This is a genomic window from Rahnella inusitata (assembly GCF_018288855.1).
Lineage (GTDB): Bacteria > Pseudomonadota > Gammaproteobacteria > Enterobacterales > Enterobacteriaceae > Rahnella > Rahnella inusitata.
Genome location: NZ_CP065024.1, coordinates 3,100,513 through 3,127,110 on the forward strand (window position 1 = coordinate 3,100,513; position 26,598 = coordinate 3,127,110).

The window sequence follows — 26,598 nt, forward strand, 5'->3', positions numbered from 1 at the left end:
TGGGCGGCAGGAGGTCGCAGGTATGGGGGAATTCGCTAAAGAGTGCGTACAGATCTGCTGCAAACGCAAAAGTGCCCGTGCGGACAGAAGTGAGGCGAGAACAACGCCGGTTTTTAGTCTTTTGTGCTCCACGGGCGCAGCCTGCTGGTGAATTAAGATTATTCACCTAGTGAATGAATAGTAAATTCACTATTTTTATTCAACGGATGCAAAAGTGCGTCCGGATGATACAAATTATGAATAAAGGTTCGGAACAGCTGAGAAATTCGTGAGTCGCGTGAAGGATTACAAGGTGAAATCCGGTGAAAACGCCGCAGGTTACCTATACTTATGAATGATGCTGAACGTTAATCCTTTGAGGAAGATAACTATGATGCTCGTAAATAAACGCGTTGCCAGTATTGCACTGGTTCTGACTTTAGCAATGTCTGTTACCGCTTGTGGTAACTGGTCTAAACGTGACCGTAACACGGCGATTGGTGCCGGTGCCGGTGCACTTGGTGGTGCGGTTCTGACTGACGGCAGTACATTAGGTACGTTAGGTGGCGCAGCAGTCGGTGGTATTGTGGGTCATCAGGTTAGTAAATAAGTATAAGAAAAAACTAAACAGAAAAGACGCTGCGCTTGTGAATAGCGCAGCATCTTGTTTCTTTACCCGCCAGCCAGCTTCACTTTCATGCCTTTCGCTTCGAGCAGTTGTTTGAGCAGATCGCGCTTGTCGCCTTGGATCTCAATCACTCCCTCTTTCACCGCACCGCCACAGCCGCATTTCTTTTTCAACTCTGCCGCCAGCTTCTCCAGCACCGCATCATCCAGATCCACACCGGTTATCAGACAGACGCCTTTGCCTTTACGGCCACTGGTCTGACGCTGAATGCGCACAATGCCGTCGCCTTTCGGGCGAACGACGGCGGCCTTGGGCTTATCTATTCTGCCGCTGTCGGTCGAATAAACTAAACGACTGTTGTTATCGTTGCTCATCGTAGCCTCTTCTTAACGCAGTGAATCGCGGATGTCATGCAAGGTCTGCGCCGGATCGGCCGACTGCGTGATCGGACGGCCAATCACCATGTAATCCACACCGGCGGCCAGTGCTTCCTGCGGCGTCATCACACGGCGCTGATCGTCGGCTTTACTGCCAGCAGGTCGGATACCGGGAGTCACCAGTTGGAACGCGCTGCCGAGGGCAGATTTGAAACCTGTCGCTTCCTGAGCGGAACACACGACGCCATCCAGACCGCAGTCCCTGGTCAGACGCGCCAGACGCCCGGCGTAATCTGCCGGAGATAACGTAATACCCAGATCGGCCAGATCGCTGCTTTCCATGCTGGTCAGCACGGTGACGGCGATAAGGAGCGGTGCATCTTTACCAAAGGGCACCAGCGCCTCTTTCGCCGCCGTCATCATGCGCGCGCCACCGCTGGCGTGCACATTCACCATCCACACGCCGAGGTCGGCAGCGGCGGCCACCGCGCGCGCCGTGGTGTTAGGAATATCGTGGAATTTCAGGTCCAGAAAAACGTCGAAGCCACGTGACTGCAAATCTTTGACCATCTGCGGACCGAAGTGGGTAAACATTTCTTTGCCAATTTTCAGACGGCAATCACGCGGATCGATTTTATCGGCGAATTCCAGCGCGGAGGATTTATCAGCGTAATCAAGTGCGACAACAATAGGTGATGAATTTAAGTCGTTGTTGTTAATGTTATTTTCTGACTTCATGTCTTCAGCCTCTTGTTAATTTTCAAATCAGGAAGGGAAAGCATAATTTCTGCCGCCAGCATTTTACATGGCAAGACGCCGAATTCACAGCTACACCTAATGTGACAGTTTTATTAAATTTTTGTTATGCACTAGACGATGTCACAAGGCTGGCTTAGCTTGTTACTTTTACACGAAGGAAAGGCAGAAAAATGAGTGAGATAACGACACTGACCGTAAAAATTTCGGTGGAACTGAAAGAGCTTATAAAGAATGCTGCCGCCGAAGCTGAACATTCATTAAGCGCGGAAGTGGCTGCCCGTCTGGAAGAGAGTTTTACTCCGGGCGCACACAAAGGTAAAAAAGCCGCCAAAGCGACCGAGCACGACATCGATAATCAGCATCTGGCGGAAGAGTCAGAACCTGCGCTGACTGCCAAAGAAATCAAGAAGCTACGTACATTGATCAACGCGCGTAAAGCGAGCAGCAAGAAGAAGTAATTGAAGCGTTTCCCCGACAGATCTTTTCCCTAAATACTTCAATTTGCAGGTCAGCGGCAATTGAAGAAACCCGATGAGCTTACTGAAGTAAGTGATTCGGGTTACTGAAAACAGCCAACGCACCTGCAGCTTGAAGTATGACGGGAAACGTTATTGGCCGTCGAGTCCACGAATGGGCTTGATAGTCGCCCAGCCACGACATGAAGGGCAATGCCAGTACAGCGAATGCGCGGTAAAGCCGCATTTGTGGCAACGGTAACGCGGTTTGGTGCGGATCTGTTCGCCGACCATATCCCGCAGCAGCCCCAGACTTTCTTTCGCACGCCCCTCTTCTGCATCAGCCAGATGGTAATCCATCAGGTGATGGAACACGCGCATGGTCGGATGGCGCTGAAGCTGGCGGTTAATATAGTTCTGCGCGACTTCGCGGCCTTCTTCCTGATGGATGATCTCCGCCAGCATCAGCTCAGCGGTCGCACCGGTATTTTCATCCACGCAGCGTTTGAGAAACTCCGCCCAGGCCAGCGTATCTTTCAGATTGAGATAGCACTCTTGCAGCATCGGCAGCGCTTCGCTGACAATCTCTTTATCCTGCTCCAGCACCCGCTGTAACGCATCGGCAGCTTTACGGTATTCGCCCTGCGCCATCAGAATGCGACCCTGCATGATAGAGACGCGGGCACAGAGTTTGTCTGCCGATGCGGCTTTCTTCAGCAATCCTGTCGCTTTGTCAAAGTCATCCGACACCATCGCCTGCAGCGCCAGTTCGCACCAGAAATGGGCGATCTCTTTGCGACGGTTTTCTTTACCCAGTTTCACCAGACGTTCGGCCACGTCGATGGCGTTCTGCCAGTCGCTGGTCGCCTGATGAATAATCAACAGCTGTTCCAGTGCGAAAAGCTGGAAATCCTGCTCTTTCACCAACTGGTTAAACATGTCTTCGGCGCGGTCATAAAAACCGGCGGTCATGTAATCGCGTCCCAGCTGCTGTACGGCAAGCAGGCGTTGTTCGAAAGTCAGCGAGGCGCTTTCCATCAATGACTGATGGATACGGATCGCGCGATCGACCTCACCACGGGAGCGGAACAGGTTACCAAGCGTCAGGTGCGCTTCGACCGTACTGCTGTCCTCTTTCAACATTTCGAGGAACAGGTCGACCGCTTTATCCTGCTGATTGGAAAGCAGAAAGTTAACCCCTGCCACGTACTCACGCGACAGGCGGTTAGCATTTTCCTGTTTGTCCTGCTGAGAACTTCTGCGCCCCATGTACCAGCCATAGGCGGCCGCAACGGGCAACAACAGAAACAGCAGCTCTAACATAAAGGGTTATTCCTTGCTGACATCATAAGATGCTGCAGGCGGCGTCACGACAGCCACGGGCTCGATTTGCAGTTCCAGACGTTTGATTTTTCGCTGAGCGCGGCCAAGAGACAGGCGTACGCGAAGATAGAACAAACCGCAGATGACCCAGCCCAGAATGAAACCGGTCGCAAACAGCACGGCAAGCAGCGTAGAGACGCGATAGTCACCCTGCGCCAGCAAATAGTTGAAGGTCACAGTCTGATCGTTATGGGCGCCTAGCGTGATTGAAATCACCACGATGACCAGTAAAAATAAAAAAATCAGCAGATATTTCACATTCATTCCTGTAATGCCGGGTGTACCGGATGAATTATGCCAAAAACTCTCGTCCCGACCTAATAAGTTAGCATTTCTGCACAAAGCTGGGAAACATTGCCGAGGGTTAAAAGAGTAACTGTCCGAAGATCGCACAACTTTTGCGATCGGCGACGTGAACCGGTGAAAACGACATGTAAGAGATATGGGGACGTTGCGCGTAAAATCAAAGGGGAACCGAAAGATTCCCCTTTGATTCGGGAAAGTATCAGAAAGCAGATGAGGCGATTATTCGCGTTCAGCGATTTCTTTATTTTCTTCCGGCGGCGGCGTCAGCGGTCCGATATAACGCTCTGTCAGCCAGCAGGCAAGCGTCACCAGGATCCAGCTGATCCCAACCGAGGCCATCAGGTCACGCGGCCAGTGCATCCCCAGCATAAGGCGGCTCCCCATCACGACAACCGACCAGAGCATCAGCGCGGTCACGGTCTTGTAATGTTTACGACGCCACAGCAACCCGATGCCCAACAATGCCCAGCTCGCGGCAAACATCGTATGCCCCGAAGGGAACGCGTAGCCGGTATCGTTCTGCCAGCTTTTATTGAGCCAGTGAGGGATCTGCACGTTATCGCCGAGAATATCTTTCACCTGCTGGCTGCGCGCCTTGCGTTTGAGGCCGTAAAATTCTTCGACATTCATCTGATGATCGCTACCGAGCCAGGCTACGTAAGGCCGTGGCTCACGCACTTCCCCTTTAATGTAATCCTTGACGTATTGTCCGACCAGCAGCGCCGCTGAGATGATCAGCACCAGCCCCACTGCGGCTTTGAGACGAAAACGCAGACACCACAAAAACCAGGCGCACAGGATGACCGTGGTGATAATTCCCCACGGCTGGCTGACTGTCTCGGTCACCCAGTACAGCGGGCGTAAAATCGCCGGATTGCCGCCGGGCGTCCATAACCAGCCACTTACCCACACCGCTGCGGGCATGATAAGCAGAAGAAGTGCCCCGAGGGCGGTGCGTTTGGCGATATCAAACATAGTCGTCCTTTCTGTTTTTTGTAAAATGCTTAAAAGAAATGGAGTGTAGCAATGTTGTTATTCCTTAACATTCCTTAAATCAGGGTTGTTGAGGTTACTGTTATAGTTCATAACTTATGAAGTAATCGTTCAAATATTCCCGCTAAAATGTGAGCCAAACTGTGGCAAAATGGTGCCCTGTTGTGATGGAAAGGCACCGATTCCCTATCCAGAGACCGCATCCGGACGTAGGATGCGCATCAATAAGTAAAATACTCACCGTAAATGAAGACTATTTGTGTTTTTTTTGGAGCGTAAAATGCAGCTGAAACGGGTGGCAGAAGCCAATCTGCCAACACCTTGGGGCGATTTCCTGATGGTGGGTTTTGAAGAATTGGCCACCGGGCACGACCACCTGGCGTTAGTTTTTGGTGATATCAGCGGTGAAACGCCCGTTCTGGCACGTGTTCACTCCGAATGCCTGACTGGCGATGCCCTGTTCAGCCTGCGCTGCGACTGCGGTTTCCAGCTCGAAGCAGCACTTAACGATATCGCTGAAGAAGGCCGCGGCATTCTGATGTATCACCGTCAGGAAGGTCGTAACATCGGTTTGCTGAATAAAATCCGCGCTTACGCATTGCAGGATAAAGGCTATGACACCGTTGAAGCGAATCATCAGCTCGGTTTCGCCGCCGATGAACGCGACTTCACGCTGTGTGCCGACATGTTCAAACTGCTCGGCGTCGATTCCGTTCGCCTGCTGACCAATAATCCGAAAAAAGTCGAAATTCTGACTGAAGCCGGGATCAACATCGTCGAACGCGTCCCGCTGGTGGTTGGCCGTAATCCTGAAAATGAACGTTATCTTTCGACCAAGGCAGCCAAAATGGGCCACCTGCTCGATAACGATCTGCGCCACAAGTAATTCTGCTGTCGGGTATTTTGACCGGCAAATATTAAGGGCACCTTATGAAGGTGCCCTTTTTTATGGCTTAAAACGGTTTAAGAACGGATCACAGCATTTTGCGGATGACGTAATGCAAGATGCCGCCGTTCTGGAAGTAAGTCAGCTCGTTGCCGGTGTCGATACGACAGCGCGCGTTGACCGTTTCTGCATGGCCGTCGGCGAACACGATATGCACCGGCACGTCCTGCCCCGGTTTCAGCGTTTGCAGCCCGCTGACGCTAATCTGCTCGTCGCCGGTCAGTTTCAGCGTTTTACGCGTTACGCCCTGCGGGAATTCCAGTGGCAAAATCCCCATACCAATCAGGTTCGAACGGTGGATACGTTCGAATGACTCGGCAATCACCACGCGAACACCCAGCAGACGTGGCCCCTTCGCCGCCCAGTCACGGCTGGAGCCGGAACCGTACTCTTTGCCGGCGATCACAGCCGTCGGCACGCTTTCATGCTGATAGCGCATCGCAGCGTCGTAAATGGCCAGCTGATCCTGTGACGGGATGTGGCGGGTATAACCGCCCTCCACGCCCGGCACCATTTCGTTGCGGATACGGATGTTGGCGAAGGTTCCGCGCATCATCACTTCATGATTACCGCGTCGCGACCCGTAAGAGTTGAACGCTTTCGGTTCCACACCGTGATTTTTCAGGTACAGCCCTGCCGGACTTTCAATTTTGATGTTACCCGCTGGGGAGATGTGGTCGGTGGTCACCGAGTCCGCCAGAATCGCCAGAATGCGGGCATCTTTGATGTCTTCCACCGCATCCGGCTCTGCCTTCATGTCACTGAAGAATGGCGGATGGCGGATGTAGGTGGAGTCTTCCTGCCAGGTGTACGTCGGCGTGCCTTCCACCTGAATGGCCTGCCAGCTGGCGTCGCCGTTAAAGACTTCGGCATACTCTTTGTGGAACATCTCGGTGGTCACCTGCCCGACCGCATTGGCGATTTCCGCCGCCGTCGGCCAGATATCTTTCAGATATACCGGGTTGCCCTCGGGATCTTCGCCGAGCGGATCGGTAGTAAGATCGATGTTCATATTCCCGGCCAGCGCGTAAGCCACCACCAGCGGCGGCGAGGCCAGCCAGTTGGTTTTGATCAACGGATGGATGCGCCCTTCAAAGTTACGGTTACCCGACAGCACCGCACCGACGGTTAAATCACCGGATTTTATTGCCGATTCAATAGGTTCCGGCAACGGACCTGAGTTACCGATACAGGTCGTACAACCGTAACCGACCAGATTGAAACGCAGTTTTTCCAGATAAGGCATCAGCCCGGCGGCATTGAGATAATCGGTCACCACTTTCGAACCCGGCGCCAGTGACGTTTTCACCCAGGGTTTACTGGTCAGCCCTTTCTCAGCGGCATTCTTCGCCAGCAGCCCGGCGGCCATCAGCACGCTGGGGTTGGATGTGTTGGTACAAGACGTGATGGCGGCAATGACCACCGCACCGGTTTCCAGCGCGTAATGCTGACCGTCGAGGGTAAAGCTCTCTTTGTCAGTGTGGCCGGGTTTGTTATTGCCAAGCTCCAGCTCCGTCGCGGCTTTGAACGCTTTCGGCACATCCGGCAGCGCCACCCTGTCCTGCGGGCGTTTCGGCCCGGCAAGGCTTGGCACGACATCGCCCATGTCCAGCGCCAGCGTACTGGTGAAGACGGGTTCGTCACCGGCGTTACGCCACAGACCCTGCACCTGCGAATAGGCTTTTACCAGTTCGATCTGGTCGTCGCTGCGGCCACTGAGTTTCATGTAGCTCAGCGTCACGTCGTCAACCGGGAAGAAACCGCAGGTCGCGCCAAATTCCGGGGACATATTGGCGATCGTCGCGCGATCCGCCAGCGGAAGATCGGCCAGACCGTCACCGTAGAATTCGACAAACTTTCCGACCACGCCGTGTTTGCGCAGCATCTGGGTGACCGTTAACACCAGATCGGTGGCGGTGATACCTTCGCGCAGTTTACCGGTCAGGCGGAACCCGACGACGTCCGGGATCAGCATCGACACCGGCTGCCCAAGCATCGCCGCTTCGGCTTCGATACCACCGCAACCCCAGCCCAGAATGCCAAGGCCGTTGATCATGGTGGTGTGGGAATCAGTACCGACCAGCGTGTCAGGGTACGCCACGGTTTTGCCGTTCTGTTCTTCATGCCAGACAGTCTGACCGAGATATTCAAGGTTGACCTGATGACAAATACCGGTGCCCGGCGGCACGACGCGGAAACGGTTAAAGGCTTTCTGACCCCAGCGCAGGAACTGATAGCGCTCGTTGTTACGCTCCATTTCCAGACGGACGTTTTCATCAAACGCGTCTTCATCACCGAACTCATCAACGGTTACCGAGTGGTCGATCACCAGATCGACAGGCGACAGCGGGTTCACCTGTTCGACATTGCCGCCGAGACGTTTGACCGCCTGGCGCATCGCTGCGAGATCCACCACGGCGGGTACCCCGGTGAAATCCTGCATCAGCACGCGCGCCGGACGATAGGCAATCTCACGATCGGCATGGCCGGTTTTTTGCCAGTTCACCAGCTCGTGCAAATCGCTTTCCGTGACAGTGTCACCGTCTACGTGGCGCAGCAGGTTTTCGAGTAAGACCTTAAGGGATTTAGGCAGACGCTGAATATCACCCAGCGTGTTGGCGGCAAGAGGCAGACTGTAGTAGTGGAACTCCTTACCCTGGACTGCCAGCTTATCCAGACTTCTGTTACGAATATCGGACGACATAGCTTCTCCTTATGCTTCACAGCACCAGCTGGGTAAAAAACGAATAACCCGCTGGCTTATAAGTGCATATATAAAGATAACACATATTTTTATTAACATTTTCATAACAGCTCAAACGGATCATCACGCAAAAAAAATCCCGCGTCATCAGGCGATGTCGCGGGATTTTTCAGCATCAGAAACTGGCCGGAAATTTATTTGGTCGGCAGCTTAATGTCTTTGAACATCTCTTCGATGTCTTCGTTAGAGCGCAAAGCAATCGCGGTATCCACCACGTCACGCGTCAGGTGCGGTGCGAAACGCTGGATGAAATCGTACATGTAGCTGCGCAAGAAGGTGCTGCGGCGAAAGCCGATTTTGGTGGTGCTGTAGGTAAAGATATCGCGCGCATCTACCGTCACCAGATCGGGATCCTGAACCGGGTCAACCGCCATGCTGGCGATAACGCCCACACCCAGACCGAGTCGGACATAGGTTTTGATCACGTCGGCGTCGGTGGCGGTAAAGACAATTTTCGGCGTCAGACCCGCGCGGTTAAACGCGGTATCCAGCTCGGAACGACCGGTGAAACCGAAGGTGTACGTGACAATCGGGTACGCCGCCAGCTCTTCGATGGTGACTTTCTCTTTGCCTGCCAGCGGATGATCCGGCTGAACCACCACGGCGCGATTCCAGTGGTAGCACGGCAGCATGATCAGGTCGTCGTAGAGATGCAGCGCTTCGGTGGCGATCGCGAAATCGGCATTACCCTTCGACACGGCTTCGGCGATTTGGGTCGGCGAGCCCTGATGCATATGCAGTGAAACGCGCGGGTAACGCTCGATAAAGCCTTTAATCACGTTTGGTAAGGCGTAACGTGCCTGGGTGTGCGTGGTCGCCACATACAGCGATCCCTTGTCCGGGTAGGTATGCTCACCGGCCACGGCCTTAATGGCGTCGACTTTGGACAGCACTTCACGGGCAATACGGATGATTTCCTGCCCGGCCGGGGTCACCTGGGTAAGATGTTTGCCGCTGCGGGAGAAAATCTGGATCCCCAGCTCATCTTCCAGCATTCGGACTTGTTTACTGATCCCTGGCTGCGACGTGTACAGGCCCTCTGCCGTCGAACTGACGTTCAGATTGTGATTAACAACCTCTACGATGTAGCGCAGTTGCTGCAATTTCATATCTCATACCACCCTGGTTTCAAACCCTGTCACCATCCCTGTTCGCACGCTGGCTGAACAGACTGGAAATGATTTTTTATTGAATGCCCGAAGTCTGTGAACGCGCCGTGTTATGCCGCAGACGCATTAGCTTATTACTATTGTGAATAAAAATAAATTTTATATAACAATTATATCAAGAATAAACACGTTGTATAGCCAGATAACATAAGGATTACAGCAGGAGGCATTGCCCTGAGAAGAGATTCGCCAAGAACCTGTCGATGATAGATCTTAATGCAATAAAAAAACCAGCCCGGAGGACTGGTTTTTTACAATCAAATAACAAAGTGCTGTTGACTGAGTGACCCGATTTTATTTCTTACCTTCGACCCATTTGCCGTCAACAAAGAAAGCAGTCCAGCCGGTGGCTTTACCGTCTTTTTCAGATGAGACGTACTGCTGCTTGGTTTTACGGCTGAAACGCACCATCGATTTGTTGCCTTCCGGGTCAGCGACTGGCGCATCGGCCAGATAGCTCAGTTTTTCCGGCAGACGATCTTTAAAGCGCTTCAGTTCTTCCACCAGCGGCGCACGGGTTTCGCGCGATTTAGGGAAAGTATTGGCCGCCAGGAATACGCCGGCAGCGCCATCACGCAGAACGAAGTAGGCGTCTGATTTCTCACACGGCAGCTCAGGCAGCGGAACCGGATCTTCTTTCGGCGGTGCAACGTCACCGTTACGCAGAATTTTACGGGTATTTTTGCACTCGTCGTTGGTACAGCCCATGTACTTACCGAAACGCCCCATTTTCAGGTGCATTTCAGAACCACACTTCTCACACTCAACAATCGGGCCGTCGTAGCCTTTAATGCGGAACTCGCCCTGCTCGATTTCATAGCCGTCACATTCCGGGTTGTTACCGCAGACATGCAACTTGCGCTGGTTATCGATCAGGTAGCTGTCCATCGCGGTGCCACATTTGCCACAGCGACGTTTAGCACGCAGCGCGTTAGCTTCTGCTTCATCACCTTCCAGAACGTTGAGCACTTCGGCATCAGCGATCAGGTTAATGGTGGTTTTGCAGCGCTCTTTAGGTGGCAATGCGTAGCCGGAACAGCCAAGGAATACGCCGGTGCTGGCGGTGCGGATGCCCATCGGGCGGCCACAGGTCGGGCACTCAATACTGGTGAGGATCATCTGGTTCGGGCGCATACCGCCTTCTTCCGGATCCTTCTCGGCGGTTTCCAGCTGCTTGCTAAATTCAGTGAAGAATTCGTCAAGCACGGCTTTCCACTCAGCTTTGTTATTGGCGACCTGGTCGAGACCGTCTTCCATGCGCGCGGTGAAGTCGTAGTTCATCAGTTCGCGGAAGTTTTGCTCCAGACGATCTGTAACGATTTCACCCATTTTTTCGGCGTAGAAACGGCGGTTCTCAACGTGAACATATCCGCGATCCTGAATGGTCGAAATGATCGACGCATAAGTGGATGGACGGCCAATACCCCGTTTTTCCAGCTCTTTGACCAGTGACGCTTCGCTAAATCGCGCAGGCGGTTTGGTGAAGTGCTGTGTCGGTAGCAGCTGTTGCAGTTCGAGGTCGGTACCAACTTCGATAGCAGGCAGAATGCGGTCTTCGTCGCCTTTGCGCAGCGCTGGCATGACTTTCGTCCAACCATCGAAACGCAGAGTACGGCCTTTGGCGCGCAGCGAGTAATCGCCCGCTTTCACCGTCAGCGTAGAAGAATCGTACTGCGCCGGTGTCATCTGACAGGCCACAAACTGACGCCAGATCAGCTGGTACAAACGCTGTGCGTCGGCTTCCATGTCTTTCAGTTGCTCGGACACAACGGCCACATCAGAAGGACGAATCGCTTCGTGCGCTTCCTGTGAATTTTCTTTGTTGCTGTATTGCAGCGGTGCTTTCGGCAGGTATTTATCACCGAAGTTTTCACCGATATAGCCGCGCACCATTTCCACAGCATCCTGACTCAGGTTTGTGGAGTCGGTACGCATATAGGTGATGTGACCGGCTTCGTACAAGCGCTGCGCCATCATCATGGTTTTCTTCACGCCAAAGCTCAGACGCGTGCTGGCCGCCTGTTGCAACGTGGAGGTAATAAAAGGTGCGCCCGGCTTGCTGCTGGTCGGTTTATCTTCGCGATCAACCACTGTGTAGCGCGCTTTCTCAAGCAACGACACGGCAGCGTGGGTTTGTTCTTTATTAACCGGTTTGAACGGTTTGTCGAGGTGATGCGTGACTTCCATTTGCAGCGCGGTATCTTTCTTCGCCAGCAAGTCCGCATGCAGTTCCCAGTACTCTTCCGGTACGAACGCTTTGATTTCTTTTTCGCGCTCAACGACCAGACGCACCGCCACAGACTGAACGCGGCCAGCGGAAAGGCCTCGTGCAATTTTCTTCCACAGCAACGGGGAAACCATGTAACCCACCACGCGGTCCATAAAGCGACGCGCCTGCTGAGCATTCACTCGATCAATATTCAGTTCGCCCGGTTCTTTAAAGGCGTTCTGGATCGCGTTCTTGGTAATTTCGTTAAACACCACGCGACTAAAACGTTTGTCATCACCGCCAATCACTTCCCGCAAATGCCAGGCAATCGCCTCTCCTTCGCGGTCAAGGTCGGTTGCGAGATAGATGTGGTCGGCTTTTTCCGCTAACGCTTTTAACTCAGCAACGACTTTTTCTTTGCCCGGCAGTATTTCGTACTGTGCTTCCCAGCCATGGTAAGGATCGACGCCCATGCGATTAACCAGCGCGGTTTTCTCATCCTTTTTTACTTTTTTCTTTGGCTTTTCTTCGGTTGAGACGGCGGTTTTTTTCGCGGCGGATCCACTGGTCGGTAAATCACGGATATGACCGACGCTGGACTTAACCACGTAGTCATTTCCTAAATATTTATTAATCGTTTTGGCTTTTGCCGGGGACTCAACTATTACGAGAGCTTTGCCCATAATTACCTTTACCTGAATGATTCTTCATCAGCTGAAGAAGTTTTTGTCTAGTTATGCCGCGGCACAATATCATGTCTTTTTTTATATTGCGGCAGTGAGTCAGAACGTCAACTCATTTCTTTCAAATGACGAACGAACTGACTTCCAGAGGTTCAAAACACTGATTCTGCAAGGGATAAACCAGACAGGGTTCAGCAGAATGTGCCTGTTTTTGCGTCAAATAATGACCAAGCGTAAACAAAACATTCCACCTGAAGCCACAAAATCCCACACTCTACCTGATAAAAATCGCCACGCAACCTAATTAACACCGAATCTCTCATTTGGACAATATGGTCAAACTTTTTACCTCGGTGTTCAAAATCCAACCAGCGACGACACCATTAACCCCAGCAGATTTGCGGTTTTATCACCGGCAGGATTACAATATCGTCAGAATTATAGTGGGGAGTAAATATCATGCACGAAAATACATCGGCAATTAGTCGCGAAGCTTTACTGATAGAAGCGAATAAGGTTATCCGTGAGCATGAAGATTACATGCAAGGGATGATCGCCACGGAGGTTGAACAGAAAGGGAATGTGCTGGTTTTCCGCGGAGAATTCTTCATGGATGACGACGGTTTACCGACCCGAAAAACAACGGCCGTATTTAATATGTTTAAACATCTGGCACATCTTTTTTCAGAAAAATACCATCTCGAAAATTGAGATAAATACATCGCTACGAATATTCTGTATTAGGGATAAAATAGCGGCATTAAAAAAGGGACTTACGTCCCTTTTTCTTTCTTCATTTACCGTTTACAGCAGCGGTTTCTGACTACGCTGCAACCAGCGCAGGAACAGGCGGTCAGCACTTTCTGCCGCGCTGCCGGTGAACCTGTCCATCATGCGTTTGCGACGCGCATAACGCACCGCAATCACTTCATGATTTTTCATTTCGGCGATCAGCAAATCATCGCTGGTACCGACAGCATCAATCAGGCCATTTTCACGCGCCTGCGTACCAAACCAGTGTTCACCGGTGGCCACCGCATCAATGTCCAGTGACGGACGATTCTGATGCACAAACTCTTTGAATAACACATGCGTTTCGTTCAGATCTTCACGGAATTTTTCACGGCCTTCGTCGGTGTTTTCACCGAGCAAGGTCAGCGTGCGTTTAAATTCGCCCGCCGTGTGCAATTCTATATCAATGTCGTTCTTTTTCAGCAACCGGTTAAAGTTAGGGATCTGCGCCACCACGCCGATGGAACCGATGATAGCAAACGGTGCCGCGACAATTCGGTCAGCCACACAGGCCATCATATAGCCCCCGCTGGCGGCCACTTTATCCACTGCGACCGTCAGGCGTATACCGCCCTGACGCAGGCGAACCAGTTGCGATGCTGCCAGACCGTAACCGTGTACCACCCCGCCCGGACTTTCCAGGCGCAGCAGCACTTCGTCTTCCGGCGTGGCAACGGCCAGCACCGCTGAAATTTCTTCGCGCAGAGACGTGACTTCATGGGCATCCATACTGCCTTTAAAATCCAGGACATACAGGCATGGCTTACTTTTACTTGCGCCTGTTTTCGCCTGCAATTTCTTCTGTTTGGCTTCTGCTTTGTCCTTTTTCTTTAACTCTTTGCTGCGCAGTTTTTGCTCCGCCGGGTTCAGCCGTGCAGAGCGCATTTCACGCTGCATCTCACGATATTGCTCGCCGAGATCAATCAGCTGTAATTCGCCTTTGCTGTGAGCTTTACGCTGACGAAGCCCAATGACTAACACCACCAGTGCGCCGATGGCGATCACCACGGTAACAACTTTGGCTAAAAACAGCCCATAAAGAGAAAGTAAATCCACAAAAACCTGCCTATTCACTGTGGTAAGAAAGAGGTGAACATTCTAGACAATCCCCGCATCCGCGTCTTGTTTGAATATGTCATTGTCAGTCAGAGGTAAAGACGGGTGCGCATCTGTTCCAATTTTGTTACAAAAGAGCTGCCTGTTTTTGGGTTAATCATTGAAACTCATGTTCATTTCAGGCATATAACCGGTGATCACACCAGAAACACCCCACATTTCCGCCGAAATGCCGGGCGATGGTTGAGCGCAACACCTCCCATTTCCGGCCTTTTGTTTTATCGAGCCAGTGATGTGACGACGGCCATTTGCCGCCGCATCCCGATCCGTTTACGAGGACTGAACGTGCACTATCATCCGAAATCTGACTTACTGAACAACCGCATTATTCTGATCACCGGCGCAGGCGACGGCATAGGCCGCGAAGCCGCCCTCACCTACGCGCGCTTTGGCGCACAGGTGATTTTACTGGGCCGCACCGAGAGTAAACTGGCGAGCGTGCAGCAGGAAATCGCGGCGCGAAACCTCCGCCCCGCTTTCATTTATTCCCTGGATTTACTGACCGCCAGCCAGCAGGATTGCCAGCGCGTTGCCGATCAGATTGCGCAATGGGTGCCGCATCTTGACGGCGTGTTGCACAACGCCGGGCTGCTGACAGAAATTACGCCGATGGCCGACATCAAATTGCAGGACTGGATAAACGTGATGCAGGTGAACGTCAATGCCACTTTTATGTTGACCCAGGCGTTATTGCCGCTGTTGCAGAAATCTGCCAGTTCGTCGCTAGTGTTCACCACCTCAAGCGTCGGACGCGAAGGCCGCAGCGGATGGGGCGCGTACGCAGTCTCGAAATTTGCCACAGAAGGTATGATGCAGGTGCTGGCCGAAGAGCATAAACACACCGGGCTGCGCGTTAACTGCATCAATCCTGGCGGCACGCGCACCGGAATGCGTGCTTCGGCGTTTCCTGATGAAAACAAAGACAAACTCAAGACGCCGGCCGATATCATGCCGCTGTATTTGTATCTTATGGGTGATGACAGCCGCCGCAAAACGGGGATCAGTTTTGATGCCCAGCCAGGCCGTAAAGCAGGCCCTGCCGAATAGTCTTAGCCGATTGCCCTGACCCCAAAGACGGAGCCGTTCATGACCGAAGATCGCCACAAGCAGCGCCAGCAAAAGCTGAAAGAACAGGTCGATGCACGCATTGACGCCGCCAAAGAACAGCGCGGAATTTTGATTGTCTTCACCGGCAACGGCAAAGGCAAAACCACGGCGGCTTTTGGCACCGTGACACGTTCGGTCGGCCACGGCATGCGCGCGGCGGTGATTCAGTTCATCAAAGGCGAATGGCCGAACGGTGAAAAAAATTTGCTTGAACCGCACGGCGTCGAGTTTCAGGTGATGTCGACCGGTTTTACCTGGGAAACCCAGAATAAAGAGACCGATACACAGGCCTGTCAGGCCGTGTGGCAGCATGGAAAGCGCATGCTGGCCGATGCGTCGTTGGATCTCGTTGTGCTTGATGAGCTGACGTACATGGTCAGTTTCGGCTATCTGGAATTACAGGATGTGGCAGATGCGCTGAAAGCGCGTCCGGCACATCAGACGGTCATCATTACCGGTCGCGGCTGTCATCGCGATTTACTGGAAATGGCGGACACCGTCAGCGAACTGCGTCCGGTGAAGCATGCCTTTGACGCGGGCATCATGGCGCAACAGGGAATTGACTGGTAAGGGCCGTTTTCTGAGAGCAAAAAAAAACCGCAGTCATTGACTGCGGTTCATCAGCTCATTCGAAACGGTATCGCCAGGCTGGCGATTAGCCTCTTTTGGCCGGAGCGTTACGACGCGCGGGAGCAACCTGAGTGTGGCGCTTAACGGCGCGACGGATCTGGTTGGCTTTCACACGGCGACGATCGCGTTCTACCGGCATTTTGCTGACCGTTTCTTCGTTCATTTCGACCAGCGTACGCAGGTAGTTGATGTCCGGCAGATCCAGCTCTTTATAACCGCCGCGAGGCAGGCCTTTTGGCAGATTCAGATCACCGTAACGGACGCGGATCAGACGGCTGACCTGAACGCCCACAGCTTCCCACAGACGACGCACTTCACGGTTACGGCCTTCGGTCAGGGTCACGTTGTACCACTGGTTCAGACCTTCACCGCCCTGGAATTTGATCGAGCGGAACGCCGCCGGACCGTCTTCCAGCTGCACACCACGGCTCAGCTGTTTGATCTTTTCATCATCAATCTGGCCGAATACGCGAACGGCGTATTCACGCTCAACTTCACGGCTGGGGTGCATCAGGCGGTTTGCCAGTTCACCGTCGGTGGTGAAAAGCAGCAGGCCTGAGGTGTTAACGTCAAGACGACCCACGGCAATCCAGCGTGAACCGCGCATTTTTGGCAAGCGGTCAAACACAGTAGGACGGCCTTCCGGATCGCTGCGGGTACACAACTCGCCTTCCGGCTTGTAGTACGCCAGCACACGGCAAACGGTGTCCTGAGACTCCATCACTGACAGCACATGGCCATCGAGACGGATCTTGGTGCCGCCGGTAACTTCAACGCGGTCGCCCAGCGTGGAGATTTTACCGTCAACGCTGACGCGGCCCGCCTGGATCATCGCTTCCACTTCACGACGTGAACCATGGCCTGCACGTGCCAGTACTTTTTGCAGTTTTTCGCTTTGCCCTTCGGTGCTGTCCAGCGCGTTCTTCGGCTTCTGGTACTTCACTTCTTCGTCGTCACCGGTTTCATCAAACAGGGTGTCGGCTTTCGGCTTGGTTGCGCGTGGTTTTGCAGCACGAGGTTTTTCACCGCGAGGAGTTTCAGGACGCGTTTTACCACGGCCTGGTTTTTCGATGCGGGAATCAGTACGTGAATCGCCGCGACCTGCATCAGAACGAGGTTTGTCTGAACGCGGTTTATCACTGCGCGGCTTGTCGCTGTTGGGTTTATCACTACGTGGCTTGTCTGAACGTGGCTTTTCGCCGCGTTTCTCTGCACGTGACAGTTCAGGACGGGCTTTCGCTGCACCGGAATTTCTGCCGCTTTTTGGCTTATCACCTGGTGAACGTGCCGGTTTGGATCTGTCACTGGAATGTTTCTGGGAATTATACTTCTCGCTCATTGAGCAGCCTCATTTGTCGCCTTCACAGGCGTCGGGGGGAGCGGCCAGCACGATGTTGATCATCGCCTGCCCGTCAAAATTCAGTTTGGGAGATAAACATACTGTCGCGGAAACTTTATTTCTGCATGGGGATTACGCCACACATGCACAGATAAAACACATCGCCAGACAGCAATACTTATCAATACAATGACTTACAAAAAGTCAGCCCGCCATTATACACAATTATCTGCAATTTGTCTGCTGTAAGCAGTTTGCGGGCTGATTATATTTTACACAATATCAAACGGATGTGCGCTTAGCGAAACGGTGCCGGATCGCCTGCGCCTTCACGCACCACTTCCGGCGCGGCTTCGGTCAGGTCGATGACCGTAGTGGGCTGCTGTCCGATAGACCCCCCGTCAATCACCAGATCCACCAGTTTGCCCAGATGGTCTTTGATATCTTCGGGATCGGATTCCGCAAAATCATTGCCCGGCAGCATCAGCGTAGTGGACATCAGCGGTTCACCCAACGCTTCCAGCAAGGCAATCGCAATCGGGTTAGACGGCACACGCAGACCGATGGTTTTACGTTTTTCGCTCATCAGGCGGCGCGGCACTTCTTTGGTCGCCTTCAGGATGAACGTGTAGTTGCCCGGCGTATTGTTTTTCATCAGGCGGAATGCGCCGTTATCCACGTAGGCGTAGGTCGACAGTTCGGATAAATCGCGACACACCAGCGTGAAATTGTGGTTGCTGTCTAACTGACGAATGCGACAAATGCGCTCCATCGCGTTTTTCTCTTCGAGACGACAGCCCAGCGCGTAACCGGAATCGGTCGGATAGACAATGACCTGACCTTTACGCAGCAGCTCAACCGCCTGACTTATCAGACGTGGCTGCGGATTTTCGGGGTGAATATAAAAATATTGACTCATGGTTCCCTCTCGCTCTTTATTCTTTCCGGTCAGGCATCAGACCGGCTCAATTTCAGGCTGTGTCATCGCAAGCGGCCAGTGTTGCCATACCGGTTCAACGCCTGCGGGAAGCCAAAGTTTGCGGCCAAGCTCAATCCACGAACAGGGCTGATGGAAATCAGATCCCTGCGAGGCCAGCAGCTGATAATCACGTGCAAAGGCCGCCAGCTGCGCACGCTCATTGGGCGCCTGCTGACACTGCGCGACTTCCATCGCATCACCGCCCTGCTCCGCAAAATACGCCAGTAAGCGTTTCAGCCACTTGGTGGAAAGATCGTAACGCCCCGGATGGGCGACAACGGCCTGTCCGCCTGACTGATGAATAGCATCAATCGCTTGTTCTATTGTACACCACTGTGGCGGAACGTAGCCGGTCTTGCCCTTGGCGAGAAATTTCTTAAAGACCTGGGCGATGTTGTCCGCTGCACCCACTTCCACCAGATAGCGGGCGAAATGCGCACGCGTCACCGCGCCGCCCTGCGCCAGACGCAGCGCGCCTTCCCAGGCACCTTCGATGCGGGCTTTGGCCAGACGATGCCCCATTTCCTGCGCCCGTTGCTGACGTAAATCCGCCTGCGTGCTGAGCAGATTCACCATCGCCGGATGCTGTGGGTCGATGCCCAGACCGACAATGTGGATCTCGTGGTTTTCCCACAGCGTGGAAATCTCAACGCCGTTGATGAGCACCAGCGGTAACTGCTTTTCGGCAATCGCCTGCGCCGCACGCGCCAGCCCTTCGGTGCTGTCGTGATCGGTGATCGCCAGCACGCCGACGCGCATCTCAACCGCGCGGGACACCAGTGCTTCCGGCGTCAAATAGCCGTCCGATGCCGTGGTGTGGCTGTGGAGATCGTAAATCGTAAAAGCCGGGCTGAGGGTCTGGTCGTCTGCTGAGGGTGCCACTGTTGTTTGAACTGTCGTTGGTGAAGTCATCGTCACGTCGGGGATTTAACCTTTTCTGAATACAGTTCATATCATAACGCGTTAGGACGGCTCACGTTAGGGCTATCTTCCCAAGACCTTCACCTGGTCGTTACGCACTGAAACCGTGCGATAACATCTGTATGCACTAAAGTTGTGAAATCAGGGTAAAAAGAGGGTTGACTTTACATCCATGAACTAGTTTACTAGTACGCAAGTTCACGGAGCAACGGCTAAACAACGACGTGACAAACTGATTCAGAAAGTTTAGTTTTTTAAAACGATAGCTTTCCCAAACTAATAAGAGTGTCTGATGATGAAAATTCAAATGATGGCGGTTCTCAGCTGGTGGCGCACTTCCCCTTGTCGGGCGGAGTAATCACGCATAGCTGTCATCAGACGCTGCAAGATTTCCGAAGCCCGCATAATGCGGGCTTTTTTATGGCCGTCTGTTTGAAAAACCTTTTGAAAACGTCGAGATAATTTAGGAAGCAAAATGACTCAACAAAAACCACGTTTAGAATTGCTGACCGCGCAGGGAAATTACCGCGGCGACCCGACGGCCATTTTTCATCAGCTGTGTGGCGCACGACCTGCCACGCTGCTGCTCGAATCCTCTGAAGTGACCAGCAAAGAAAACCTGAAGAGCCTGTTGATTGTCGACAGCGCCCTGCGTATCACCGCGCTGGGTTCCCAGGTTTCGCTGCAGGCGCTAACGCCAAACGGCGCGTCTTTACTGCCGCTGATTGATGCTGCGCTGCCCGCTGAAATTCAAAATGATGTCCGCCCGAATGGTCGCGAACTGACCTTCCCGGCCATTGATCAGATGCAGGACGAAGATGCGCGCCTGCGTTCCCGTTCCGTGTTCGACGCCCTGCGCAGCATTCTGACCTCGGTGGAATCGCCAGCGGAAGAGCGTGAAGCGATGTTCCTCGGCGGGCTGTTTGCTTATGACCTGGTCGCCGGTTTCGAAGATTTGCCGAAACTGGACGCCGACCAGCGCTGCCCGGATTTCTGCTTCTATCTGGCGGAAACGCTGCTGGTGCTCGATCACCAGAACCGCACCTGCCGCTTACAGGCCAGCCTGTTTACGCCATCGAAGGATGAGAAGCAGCGTCTGAATGCCCGTCTTGAACAGCTGCAACATCAGCTGCAACTGCCGCCGCACGCGATTCCACATCAGAGCGTGCCGGAAATGCAGCTGAGCGTGAACCAGAGTGATGAAGTGTTTGGCGCCGTGGTGGAAAAAATGAAAGTCGCGATCCGCGCCGGTGAAATTTTCCAGGTGGTACCTTCACGCCGCTTCTCGCTGCCATGCCCTTCTCCGCTGGCGGCCTACGAAACGCTGAAAAACAATAACCCAAGTCCGTACATGTTCTTCATGCAGGACAACGATTTCACGCTGTTCGGAGCTTCCCCGGAAAGCGCACTGAAATATGATGCGACCAACCGCCAGATCGAAATTTATCCGATTGCCGGTACCCGCCCGCGTGGCCGCCGCGCGGACGGTTCACTGGATTTGGATCTGGACAGCCGCATCGAGCTTGAAATGCGCACCGACCATAAAGAGCTGGCCGAGCATCTGATGCTGGTGGATTTAGCGCGAAACGATCTGGCGCGTATCTGCGAGCCGGGCAGCCGTTACGTCGCCGACCTGACCAAAGTTGACCGTTACTCTTTCGTCATGCATTTGGTTTCCCGCGTTGTCGGTACCTTGCGTGGCGATCTCGACGTTCTGCACGCCTATCAGGCAGTGATGAATATGGGCACGTTGACCGGTGCACCGAAAGTGCGAGCGATGCAGCTGATTTCCGCCTCTGAGCAAACCCGTCGCGGCAGCTACGGCGGCGCGGTCGGATACTTCACCGCTCACGGCGATTTGGATACCTGCATTGTTATCCGCTCTGCGTACGTCGAAGACGGGATTGCCACCGTGCAGGCAGGCGGCGGCGTGGTGCTCGATTCCGTCCCGCAGGCTGAAGCCGATGAAACCCGAAATAAAGCCCGTGCCGTGCTGCGTGCCATCGCCACTGCCCACAATGCAAAAGAGGTATTTTAAGATGGCCGACATTTTACTCATCGACAACGTCGACTCCTTTACCTACAACCTCGTCGATCAGCTGCGCGCCAGCGGTCACAACGTGGTGATTTACCGTAATCAGATCCCCGCTGACGTTATTATTGAAAAACTCAGCCAGCTGGAAAAACCGGTGCTGTTGCTGTCTCCCGGACCGGGTACGCCGTCGGAAGCAGGCTGTATGCCGGAACTGTTGAAACGTCTGCGCGGCCAGTTGCCGATTATCGGCATCTGTCTGGGTCATCAGGCGATTGTCGAAACCTATGGCGGATTTGTCGGCCAGGCGGGGGAAATCCTGCACGGTAAAGCCTCTTCAATCACCCATGACAATGAAGGCATGTTTGCCGGAATGAACAACCCGCTGCCGGTGGCACGCTACCACTCGCTGGTCGGCAGCCAGATCCCCGACGGGCTGACGGTCAACGCCCGCTTCGGCGACATGGTGATGGCGGTGCGTCATGATGAAGATCGCGTCTGCGGTTTCCAGTTCCATCCAGAATCCATTTTAACCTCACAGGGTGCGCGTCTGCTTGAACAGACACTGGCCTGGGCTTTGGCGTAAGGAGAAAGGACATGAATACGCAAACTATCCCCGGCATTCTTGAGAATCTGTATCGCGCACAAACGATGACGCAGGAAGAAAGCCAGCAGTTATTTACCGCCATTGTGAATGGCGAACTGGAGCCTGCGCAGTTAGCGGCAGCCTTAATCAGTATGAAAGTTCGCGGCGAGCAACCGCAAGAAATCGCCGGGGCGGCGAAAGCGTTACTGGCCCACGCCGAGCCGTTCCCGCGTCCGGATTACCAGTTCGCGGACATCGTCGGCACCGGCGGCGACGGCACCAACAGCATCAATATTTCTACCGCCAGCGCCTTTGTCGCGGCAGCCTGTGGAGCCCGCGTAGCGAAACACGGCAACCGCAGCGTCTCCAGCCGGTCGGGCTCCTCGGATTTGCTGGCAGCATTTGGCATTCGACTGGATATGCCTGCGGAAGAATCGCGCGCAGCCCTTGACGATTTGAACGTCTGTTTTCTGTTCGCGCCGCAGTATCACACCGGTTTTCGCCACGCGATGCCGGTACGTAAGGCGCTAAAAACCCGCACGCTGTTTAACGTGCTTGGCCCGCTGATCAACCCGGCACGTCCGCCGCTGGCGCTGATTGGCGTTTACAGCCCGGAGCTGGTGCTGCCGATCGCGGAAACCTTACGGGCGCTCGGCTATGAGCGTGCGGCAGTGGTTCACGGCGGCGGAATGGACGAAGTGGCGATCCACGCGCCAACGCTGGTGGCTGAGCTGAAAGACGGCAAAATCACCACCTATGAAGTGACGCCGCAGGACTTCGGACTGGACAATTATCCTATTGAATCACTGCTGGGCGGCGAACCGGAAGAAAACCGTGACATTCTGGCACGCTTATTACAAGGTAAAGGTGATCCGGCCCATGAAGCCGCGGTAGCCGTCAATGTGGCGATGTTATTGCGCCTTTTCGGTCAGGAAGATTTAAAACAAAACGCACAACAGGCATTGGCCACCATGCGCAGCGGTGAACCCTACCAGCGTGTGTTGGCATTGGCAGCAAGAGGATAAGTGATGCAGCAGGAAACCGTGCTCCACAAGATTGTCCGCGACAAAGAAATTTGGGTCGCGGCGCGTAAAGAACAACAACCGCTGGCCAGCTTTCAAAACGAAATCACTCAGAGCCAGCGCAGTTTCTACCATGCCCTGCAAGGCGCCAGAACCGCCTTCATTCTGGAGTGCAAAAAAGCGTCTCCGTCAAAAGGCACCATCCGCGATAACTTTGATCCGGTAGAAATCGCCAGCGTTTATAAAGACTATGCGTCAGCCATCTCCGTTCTGACCGACGAGAAATATTTCCAGGGCAGTTTTGATTTTCTGCCGCTGGTCAGCAAAACAGTCACGCAGCCTGTGCTGTGCAAAGATTTCATCATCGATCCGTATCAGATCCATCTGGCCCGTTTTTATCAGGCCGATGCCATTCTGCTGATGCTGTCGGTGCTCAACGACGAGCAATACATTCAGCTGGCCGCCGTGGCACACAGCCTGAATATGGGCGTGCTGACTGAAGCCAGTAATGAAGAAGAGCTGGATCGTGCGGTGCAGCTAAAAGCCAAAGTGGTCGGTATCAATAACCGCGACCTGCGCGATTTGTCCATCGACTTAGACCGCACCCGCCAGCTCGCCCCGCGCGTGCCACACGGGGTAACGGTGATCAGCGAATCCGGTATCAACACGTACGGACAGATTCGTGAACTCAGCCGCTTCGCCAATGGTTTCCTGATAGGCAGTGCGCTGATGTCAGAAGACGATCTTTCCAGCGCGGTTCGCCGCGTTCTGCTTGGCGATAATAAGGTCTGCGGCCTGACCCGCGCCGAAGACGCTAAAGCAGCACATGAAGCCGGTGCGATTTACGGCGGGCTGATTTTTGTCGAAGCCTCTCCCCGCTTTGTGACTCAGGATCAGGCCAGTGAAGTCCAGAAAGGCGCACCGCTGAAATATGTCGGCGTGTTCCGTGACCAGCCGGTTGCAGAAATTGCACACACCGCGCAGACCCTGAATCTGACTGCCGTACAGCTACATGGTGATGAAGATCAGGCGTATATCGACACGCTGCGCGAAGCCCTGCCATCGGGCGTGCAGATCTGGAAGGCGCTGAGCGTGAAAGACAGTATTCCGGCGCGTGACCTCAATCGTGTGGATCGCTACGTCCTCGACAACGGCAAAGGTGGTACCGGTCATCGTTTCGACTGGAGCACGCTGGAAGGTCAGGATCTCAGTAACGTTCTGCTTGCCGGTGGTCTGGGTGCAGACAACTGCGTGCAGGCGGCGCAACTCGGTTGCGCAGGGCTGGATTTCAACTCAGGTGTTGAAAGCGAGCCGGGCATCAAAGATGCCGAAAAAATTACCGCCGTATTCCAGACATTGCGGGCGTATTAACGCCTTCGCGATGACGCAAAAATTGACAGACAGGACGGAATATCATGACTTTACTTAATCCCTACTTCGGCGAATTTGGCGGCCAGTACGTCCCGCAAATTCTGATGCCTGCGCTGGCGCAGTTGGAAGAAGCTTTTGTCAGCGCCCAGCGCGACCCGGAGTTTCAGGCTGAATTTATCGATCTGCTGAAGAACTACGCAGGCCGCCCGACGGCGCTGACGTTATGCAAAAACCTGACCGCCGGCACCAAAACCAGGTTGTATCTGAAACGTGAAGACCTGCTGCACGGCGGCGCGCATAAAACCAATCAGGTGCTCGGTCAGGCTTTACTGGCCAAACGCATGGGTAAAACCGAAATCATCGCCGAAACCGGTGCCGGGCAGCACGGCGTTGCCTCTGCCCTCGCCTGCGCCCTGCTCGGCCTGAAATGCCGCATTTATATGGGCGCGAAAGACATCGAGCGCCAGTCACCAAACGTGTTCCGTATGCGTCTGATGGGTGCGGAAGTGATCCCGGTGCACAGCGGTTCTTCCACGCTGAAAGATGCCTGTAACGAGGCACTGCGCGACTGGTCCGGCAGCTATGAAACCGCCCACTACATGCTGGGCACCGCAGCGGGCCCGCATCCGTATCCGACGATTGTGCGTGAATTCCAGCGCATGATCGGCGAAGAAACCAAAGTGCAGATGCAGGAACGCGAAGGCTGTCTGCCGGATGCAGTGATTGCCTGCGTCGGCGGTGGTTCTAATGCGATCGGTATGTTTGCAGATTTCATTGAAGACACCAGCGTGAAACTGATAGGCGTTGAACCGGGCGGTCTGGGTATCGAAACCGGCCAGCACGGCGCGCCGCTGAAACACGGTCACGTCGGCATCTATTTCGGCATGAAAGCGCCGATGATGCAGACCTCCGAGGGCCAGATCGAAGAATCCTATTCCATTTCTGCCGGTCTGGATTTCCCGTCGGTCGGCCCGCAGCACGCCTATCTCAACAGCATTGGCCGTGCGGAATATGTCTCGATTACCGATGACGAAGCGCTGGAAGCCTTTAAAGAATTATCCCGCCATGAAGGGATTATTCCGGCACTGGAATCTTCCCACGCGCTGGCGTATGCGCTGAAAATGATTAAGGAAACGCCGGAGAAAGAACAAATTCTGGTGGTGAACCTTTCTGGCCGCGGCGACAAAGATATTTTCACCGTACATGACATCCTGACTGCCCGGGGAGAAATTTAATGGAACGTTATCAGCAATTGTTTAAGCGTCTGGAAAGCAAGAAAGAAGGCGCGTTTGTTCCTTTCGTCACGCTGGGCGATCCGGGCGTTGAGCTGTCCCTGTCAATTATTGATACGCTGATCGAAGCCGGTGCCGACGCACTGGAACTGGGCATTCCGTTCTCCGATCCGCTGGCTGATGGCCCGGTCATTCAGAACGCCAACCTGCGCGCGTTTGCCGCCGGGGTTTCTCCGACACAGTGCTTCAACATGCTGGCGCGCATTCGTGAAAAGCACCCGGACATTCCTATTGGCCTGCTGATGTACGCCAATCTGGTGTTCCACAACGGCATCGAAACCTTCTATCAGCGCTGCGCAGAAGTGGGCGTCGATTCCGTGCTGGTTGCCGATGTACCGTTTGAAGAATCCGCGCCGTTCCGCGCCGCTGCATTGCGCCACGGCATCGCGCCGATCTTCATCTGCCCGCCGAATGCTTCAGACGATTTGCTGCGCGAGATCTCCTCTCATGGCCGTGGTTACACGTATCTGCTGTCCCGCGCCGGTGTGACCGGTACGGAGAAACGCGCGCTCACGCCGCTGAATCATCTGGTCGATAAGCTGCGTGAATACCACGCCGCGCCACCGTTGCAGGGCTTTGGGATCTCCGAACCTTCGCAGGTGAAAGAAACGCTGGCGGCAGGCGCAGCCGGGGCAATTTCAGGTTCTGCGACTGTGCGCATCATCGAGAACAATCTGCATCAGCCTTCCGAAATGCTGGCTCAGCTTTCCCGTTTCGTCAGTGAAATGAAAGCCGCCACCCGCGCGTAAGTGCAATAAAC

22 protein-coding genes, 1 pseudogene and 1 other annotated feature are annotated in these 26,598 nt (G+C 53.9%); of the genes and pseudogenes, 11 read left to right on the forward strand and 12 right to left on the reverse strand.

The features are described 5' to 3' along the window. The first annotated feature begins 370 nt into the window (after positions 1-370). Positions 371-589: an osmotically-inducible lipoprotein OsmB gene (gene osmB, locus I2123_RS14485; RefSeq protein WP_056780657.1), complete on the forward strand. Its 219-nt coding sequence runs from the start codon at positions 371-373 to the stop codon at positions 587-589. A 62-nt stretch (positions 590-651) separates the two neighbouring features. Here the strand turns inward: osmB and yciH are convergent, their stop codons facing one another. Then, positions 652-981 carry a stress response translation initiation inhibitor YciH gene (gene yciH, locus I2123_RS14490; protein ID WP_213050830.1) on the reverse strand — a complete coding sequence of 110 codons (330 nt, stop codon included), beginning with the start codon at positions 979-981 and terminating at the stop codon, positions 652-654. Between the two features lie 12 nt (positions 982-993). Then, positions 994-1,722, reverse strand: a complete 729-nt coding sequence (gene pyrF, locus I2123_RS14495; RefSeq protein ID WP_213050831.1) for an orotidine-5'-phosphate decarboxylase — start codon at positions 1,720-1,722, stop codon at positions 994-996. A 191-nt stretch (positions 1,723-1,913) separates the two neighbouring features. Between pyrF and I2123_RS14500 the strand changes: the two genes are divergently transcribed. Continuing rightward, positions 1,914-2,201 (forward strand): hypothetical protein, encoded by a 288-nt coding sequence (locus I2123_RS14500; protein ID WP_112165695.1) that lies wholly within the window; start codon positions 1,914-1,916, stop codon positions 2,199-2,201. Between the two features lie 150 nt (positions 2,202-2,351). On the opposite strand, the gene lapB is transcribed toward I2123_RS14500, so the two are convergent. The 3 genes from lapB to pgpB form a co-directional block, all read right to left on the reverse strand. Then, complete coding sequence (gene lapB, locus I2123_RS14505; RefSeq protein WP_112165693.1) at positions 2,352-3,521, reverse strand: lipopolysaccharide assembly protein LapB; 1,170 nt, start codon at positions 3,519-3,521, stop codon at positions 2,352-2,354. Between the two features lie 6 nt (positions 3,522-3,527). Beyond that, complete coding sequence (locus I2123_RS14510) at positions 3,528-3,839, reverse strand: LapA family protein (protein ID WP_056781019.1); 312 nt, start codon at positions 3,837-3,839, stop codon at positions 3,528-3,530. 267 nt (positions 3,840-4,106) lie between these two features. Continuing rightward, on the reverse strand, positions 4,107-4,862 hold the full coding sequence (gene pgpB, locus I2123_RS14515) for a phosphatidylglycerophosphatase B (protein ID WP_112165691.1): 756 nt from the start codon (positions 4,860-4,862) through the stop codon (positions 4,107-4,109). A gap of 298 nt (positions 4,863-5,160) precedes the next feature. Here pgpB and ribA point away from each other — a divergent pair, with 298 nt between their 5' ends. Beyond that, positions 5,161-5,766 (forward strand): GTP cyclohydrolase II, encoded by a 606-nt coding sequence (gene ribA / locus I2123_RS14520; RefSeq protein WP_056780679.1) that lies wholly within the window; start codon positions 5,161-5,163, stop codon positions 5,764-5,766. Between the two features lie 88 nt (positions 5,767-5,854). Here the strand turns inward: ribA and acnA are convergent, their stop codons facing one another. From acnA to topA, 3 genes are all read right to left on the reverse strand, one after another. Continuing rightward, a complete protein-coding gene (gene acnA / locus I2123_RS14525) occupies positions 5,855-8,530 on the reverse strand; it encodes an aconitate hydratase AcnA (RefSeq protein ID WP_213050832.1) in 2,676 nt (891 codons plus the stop codon). A 194-nt stretch (positions 8,531-8,724) separates the two neighbouring features. Then, positions 8,725-9,699 carry an HTH-type transcriptional regulator CysB gene (gene cysB / locus I2123_RS14530; protein ID WP_056780687.1) on the reverse strand — a complete coding sequence of 325 codons (975 nt, stop codon included), beginning with the start codon at positions 9,697-9,699 and terminating at the stop codon, positions 8,725-8,727. 354 nt (positions 9,700-10,053) lie between these two features. Then, positions 10,054-12,651: a type I DNA topoisomerase gene (gene topA, locus I2123_RS14535; RefSeq protein ID WP_213050833.1), complete on the reverse strand. Its 2,598-nt coding sequence runs from the start codon at positions 12,649-12,651 to the stop codon at positions 10,054-10,056. Between the two features lie 459 nt (positions 12,652-13,110). Here topA and I2123_RS14540 point away from each other — a divergent pair, with 459 nt between their 5' ends. Then, positions 13,111-13,362, forward strand: a complete 252-nt coding sequence (locus I2123_RS14540; RefSeq protein WP_056780695.1) for a YciN family protein — start codon at positions 13,111-13,113, stop codon at positions 13,360-13,362. A 93-nt stretch (positions 13,363-13,455) separates the two neighbouring features. Here the strand turns inward: I2123_RS14540 and sohB are convergent, their stop codons facing one another. Then, positions 13,456-14,499 (reverse strand): protease SohB, encoded by a 1,044-nt coding sequence (gene sohB, locus I2123_RS14545; protein ID WP_112165683.1) that lies wholly within the window; start codon positions 14,497-14,499, stop codon positions 13,456-13,458. Positions 14,500-14,844: 345 nt separating this feature from the next. On the opposite strand from sohB, the gene I2123_RS14550 reads away from it, so the two are divergent. Together I2123_RS14550 and cobO are read left to right on the forward strand one after the other, a co-directional pair. Next, positions 14,845-15,606 carry a YciK family oxidoreductase gene (locus tag I2123_RS14550; RefSeq protein WP_213052523.1) on the forward strand — a complete coding sequence of 254 codons (762 nt, stop codon included), beginning with the start codon at positions 14,845-14,847 and terminating at the stop codon, positions 15,604-15,606. Positions 15,607-15,645: 39 nt separating this feature from the next. Next, positions 15,646-16,236, forward strand: coding sequence for a cob(I)yrinic acid a,c-diamide adenosyltransferase (cobO, locus tag I2123_RS14555; RefSeq protein ID WP_213050834.1), 591 nt, complete (start codon positions 15,646-15,648; stop codon positions 16,234-16,236). A gap of 85 nt (positions 16,237-16,321) precedes the next feature. Here the strand turns inward: cobO and rluB are convergent, their stop codons facing one another. The 3 genes from rluB to rnm form a co-directional block, all read right to left on the reverse strand. Then, positions 16,322-17,239: a 23S rRNA pseudouridine(2605) synthase RluB gene (gene rluB, locus I2123_RS14560; protein WP_244207745.1), complete on the reverse strand. Its 918-nt coding sequence runs from the start codon at positions 17,237-17,239 to the stop codon at positions 16,322-16,324. 694 nt (positions 17,240-17,933) lie between these two features. After that, positions 17,934-18,554 (reverse strand): L-threonylcarbamoyladenylate synthase, encoded by a 621-nt coding sequence (locus tag I2123_RS14565; protein ID WP_112165675.1) that lies wholly within the window; start codon positions 18,552-18,554, stop codon positions 17,934-17,936. 36 nt (positions 18,555-18,590) lie between these two features. Beyond that, on the reverse strand, positions 18,591-19,526 hold the full coding sequence (rnm, locus tag I2123_RS14570) for an RNase RNM (RefSeq protein WP_244879829.1): 936 nt from the start codon (positions 19,524-19,526) through the stop codon (positions 18,591-18,593). 328 nt (positions 19,527-19,854) lie between these two features. Beyond that, positions 19,855-19,957, forward strand: a sequence feature (Trp leader region). Between the two features lie 53 nt (positions 19,958-20,010). Here rnm and I2123_RS14575 point away from each other — a divergent pair. The 5 genes and pseudogenes from I2123_RS14575 (at position 20,011) to trpA (ending at position 26,587) form a co-directional block, all read left to right on the forward strand. After that, entirely contained in the window at positions 20,011-21,573 is a 1,563-nt protein-coding gene (locus I2123_RS14575; protein ID WP_213050835.1) for an anthranilate synthase component 1, read from the forward strand. A gap of 1 nt (position 21,574) precedes the next feature. Next, a pseudogene (gene trpD / locus I2123_RS25500) lies at positions 21,575-23,178 on the forward strand (bifunctional anthranilate synthase glutamate amidotransferase component TrpG/anthranilate phosphoribosyltransferase TrpD). 3 nt (positions 23,179-23,181) lie between these two features. Then, complete coding sequence (trpCF, locus tag I2123_RS14590) at positions 23,182-24,546, forward strand: bifunctional indole-3-glycerol-phosphate synthase TrpC/phosphoribosylanthranilate isomerase TrpF (RefSeq protein WP_112165668.1); 1,365 nt, start codon at positions 23,182-23,184, stop codon at positions 24,544-24,546. Positions 24,547-24,587: 41 nt separating this feature from the next. Then, positions 24,588-25,781, forward strand: a complete 1,194-nt coding sequence (gene trpB, locus I2123_RS14595; RefSeq protein WP_213052526.1) for a tryptophan synthase subunit beta — start codon at positions 24,588-24,590, stop codon at positions 25,779-25,781. Further along, the gene (gene trpA / locus I2123_RS14600) at positions 25,781-26,587 is read left to right on the forward strand and encodes a tryptophan synthase subunit alpha (RefSeq protein WP_213050837.1); all 807 of its coding nucleotides are present in this window, start codon (positions 25,781-25,783) and stop codon (positions 26,585-26,587) included. Before trpB ends, trpA begins: the two co-directional genes overlap by 1 nt. Positions 26,588-26,598: the final 11 nt, after the last annotated feature.

What these genes read in the sequence shown, in the direction of transcription:
- rnm (WP_244879829.1), bottom strand. Translation starts at nt 19,526, where the DNA reads ATGACTTCACCAACGACAGTTCAAACAACAGTGGCACCCTCAGCAGAC.
- osmB (WP_056780657.1), top strand. Translation starts at nt 371, where the DNA reads ATGATGCTCGTAAATAAACGCGTTGCCAGTATTGCACTGGTTCTGACT.
- cobO (WP_213050834.1), top strand. Translation starts at nt 15,646, where the DNA reads ATGACCGAAGATCGCCACAAGCAGCGCCAGCAAAAGCTGAAAGAACAG.
- topA (WP_213050833.1), bottom strand. Translation starts at nt 12,651, where the DNA reads ATGGGCAAAGCTCTCGTAATAGTTGAGTCCCCGGCAAAAGCCAAAACG.
- I2123_RS14540 (WP_056780695.1), top strand. Translation starts at nt 13,111, where the DNA reads ATGCACGAAAATACATCGGCAATTAGTCGCGAAGCTTTACTGATAGAA.
- lapB (WP_112165693.1), bottom strand. Translation starts at nt 3,521, where the DNA reads ATGTTAGAGCTGCTGTTTCTGTTGTTGCCCGTTGCGGCCGCCTATGGC.
- trpCF (WP_112165668.1), top strand. Translation starts at nt 23,182, where the DNA reads ATGCAGCAGGAAACCGTGCTCCACAAGATTGTCCGCGACAAAGAAATT.
- trpA (WP_213050837.1), top strand. Translation starts at nt 25,781, where the DNA reads ATGGAACGTTATCAGCAATTGTTTAAGCGTCTGGAAAGCAAGAAAGAA.
- I2123_RS14500 (WP_112165695.1), top strand. Translation starts at nt 1,914, where the DNA reads ATGAGTGAGATAACGACACTGACCGTAAAAATTTCGGTGGAACTGAAA.
- yciH (WP_213050830.1), bottom strand. Translation starts at nt 981, where the DNA reads ATGAGCAACGATAACAACAGTCGTTTAGTTTATTCGACCGACAGCGGC.
- pgpB (WP_112165691.1), bottom strand. Translation starts at nt 4,862, where the DNA reads ATGTTTGATATCGCCAAACGCACCGCCCTCGGGGCACTTCTTCTGCTT.
- acnA (WP_213050832.1), bottom strand. Translation starts at nt 8,530, where the DNA reads ATGTCGTCCGATATTCGTAACAGAAGTCTGGATAAGCTGGCAGTCCAG.
- I2123_RS14575 (WP_213050835.1), top strand. Translation starts at nt 20,011, where the DNA reads ATGACTCAACAAAAACCACGTTTAGAATTGCTGACCGCGCAGGGAAAT.
- ribA (WP_056780679.1), top strand. Translation starts at nt 5,161, where the DNA reads ATGCAGCTGAAACGGGTGGCAGAAGCCAATCTGCCAACACCTTGGGGC.
- I2123_RS14565 (WP_112165675.1), bottom strand. Translation starts at nt 18,554, where the DNA reads ATGAGTCAATATTTTTATATTCACCCCGAAAATCCGCAGCCACGTCTG.
- cysB (WP_056780687.1), bottom strand. Translation starts at nt 9,699, where the DNA reads ATGAAATTGCAGCAACTGCGCTACATCGTAGAGGTTGTTAATCACAAT.
- pyrF (WP_213050831.1), bottom strand. Translation starts at nt 1,722, where the DNA reads ATGAAGTCAGAAAATAACATTAACAACAACGACTTAAATTCATCACCT.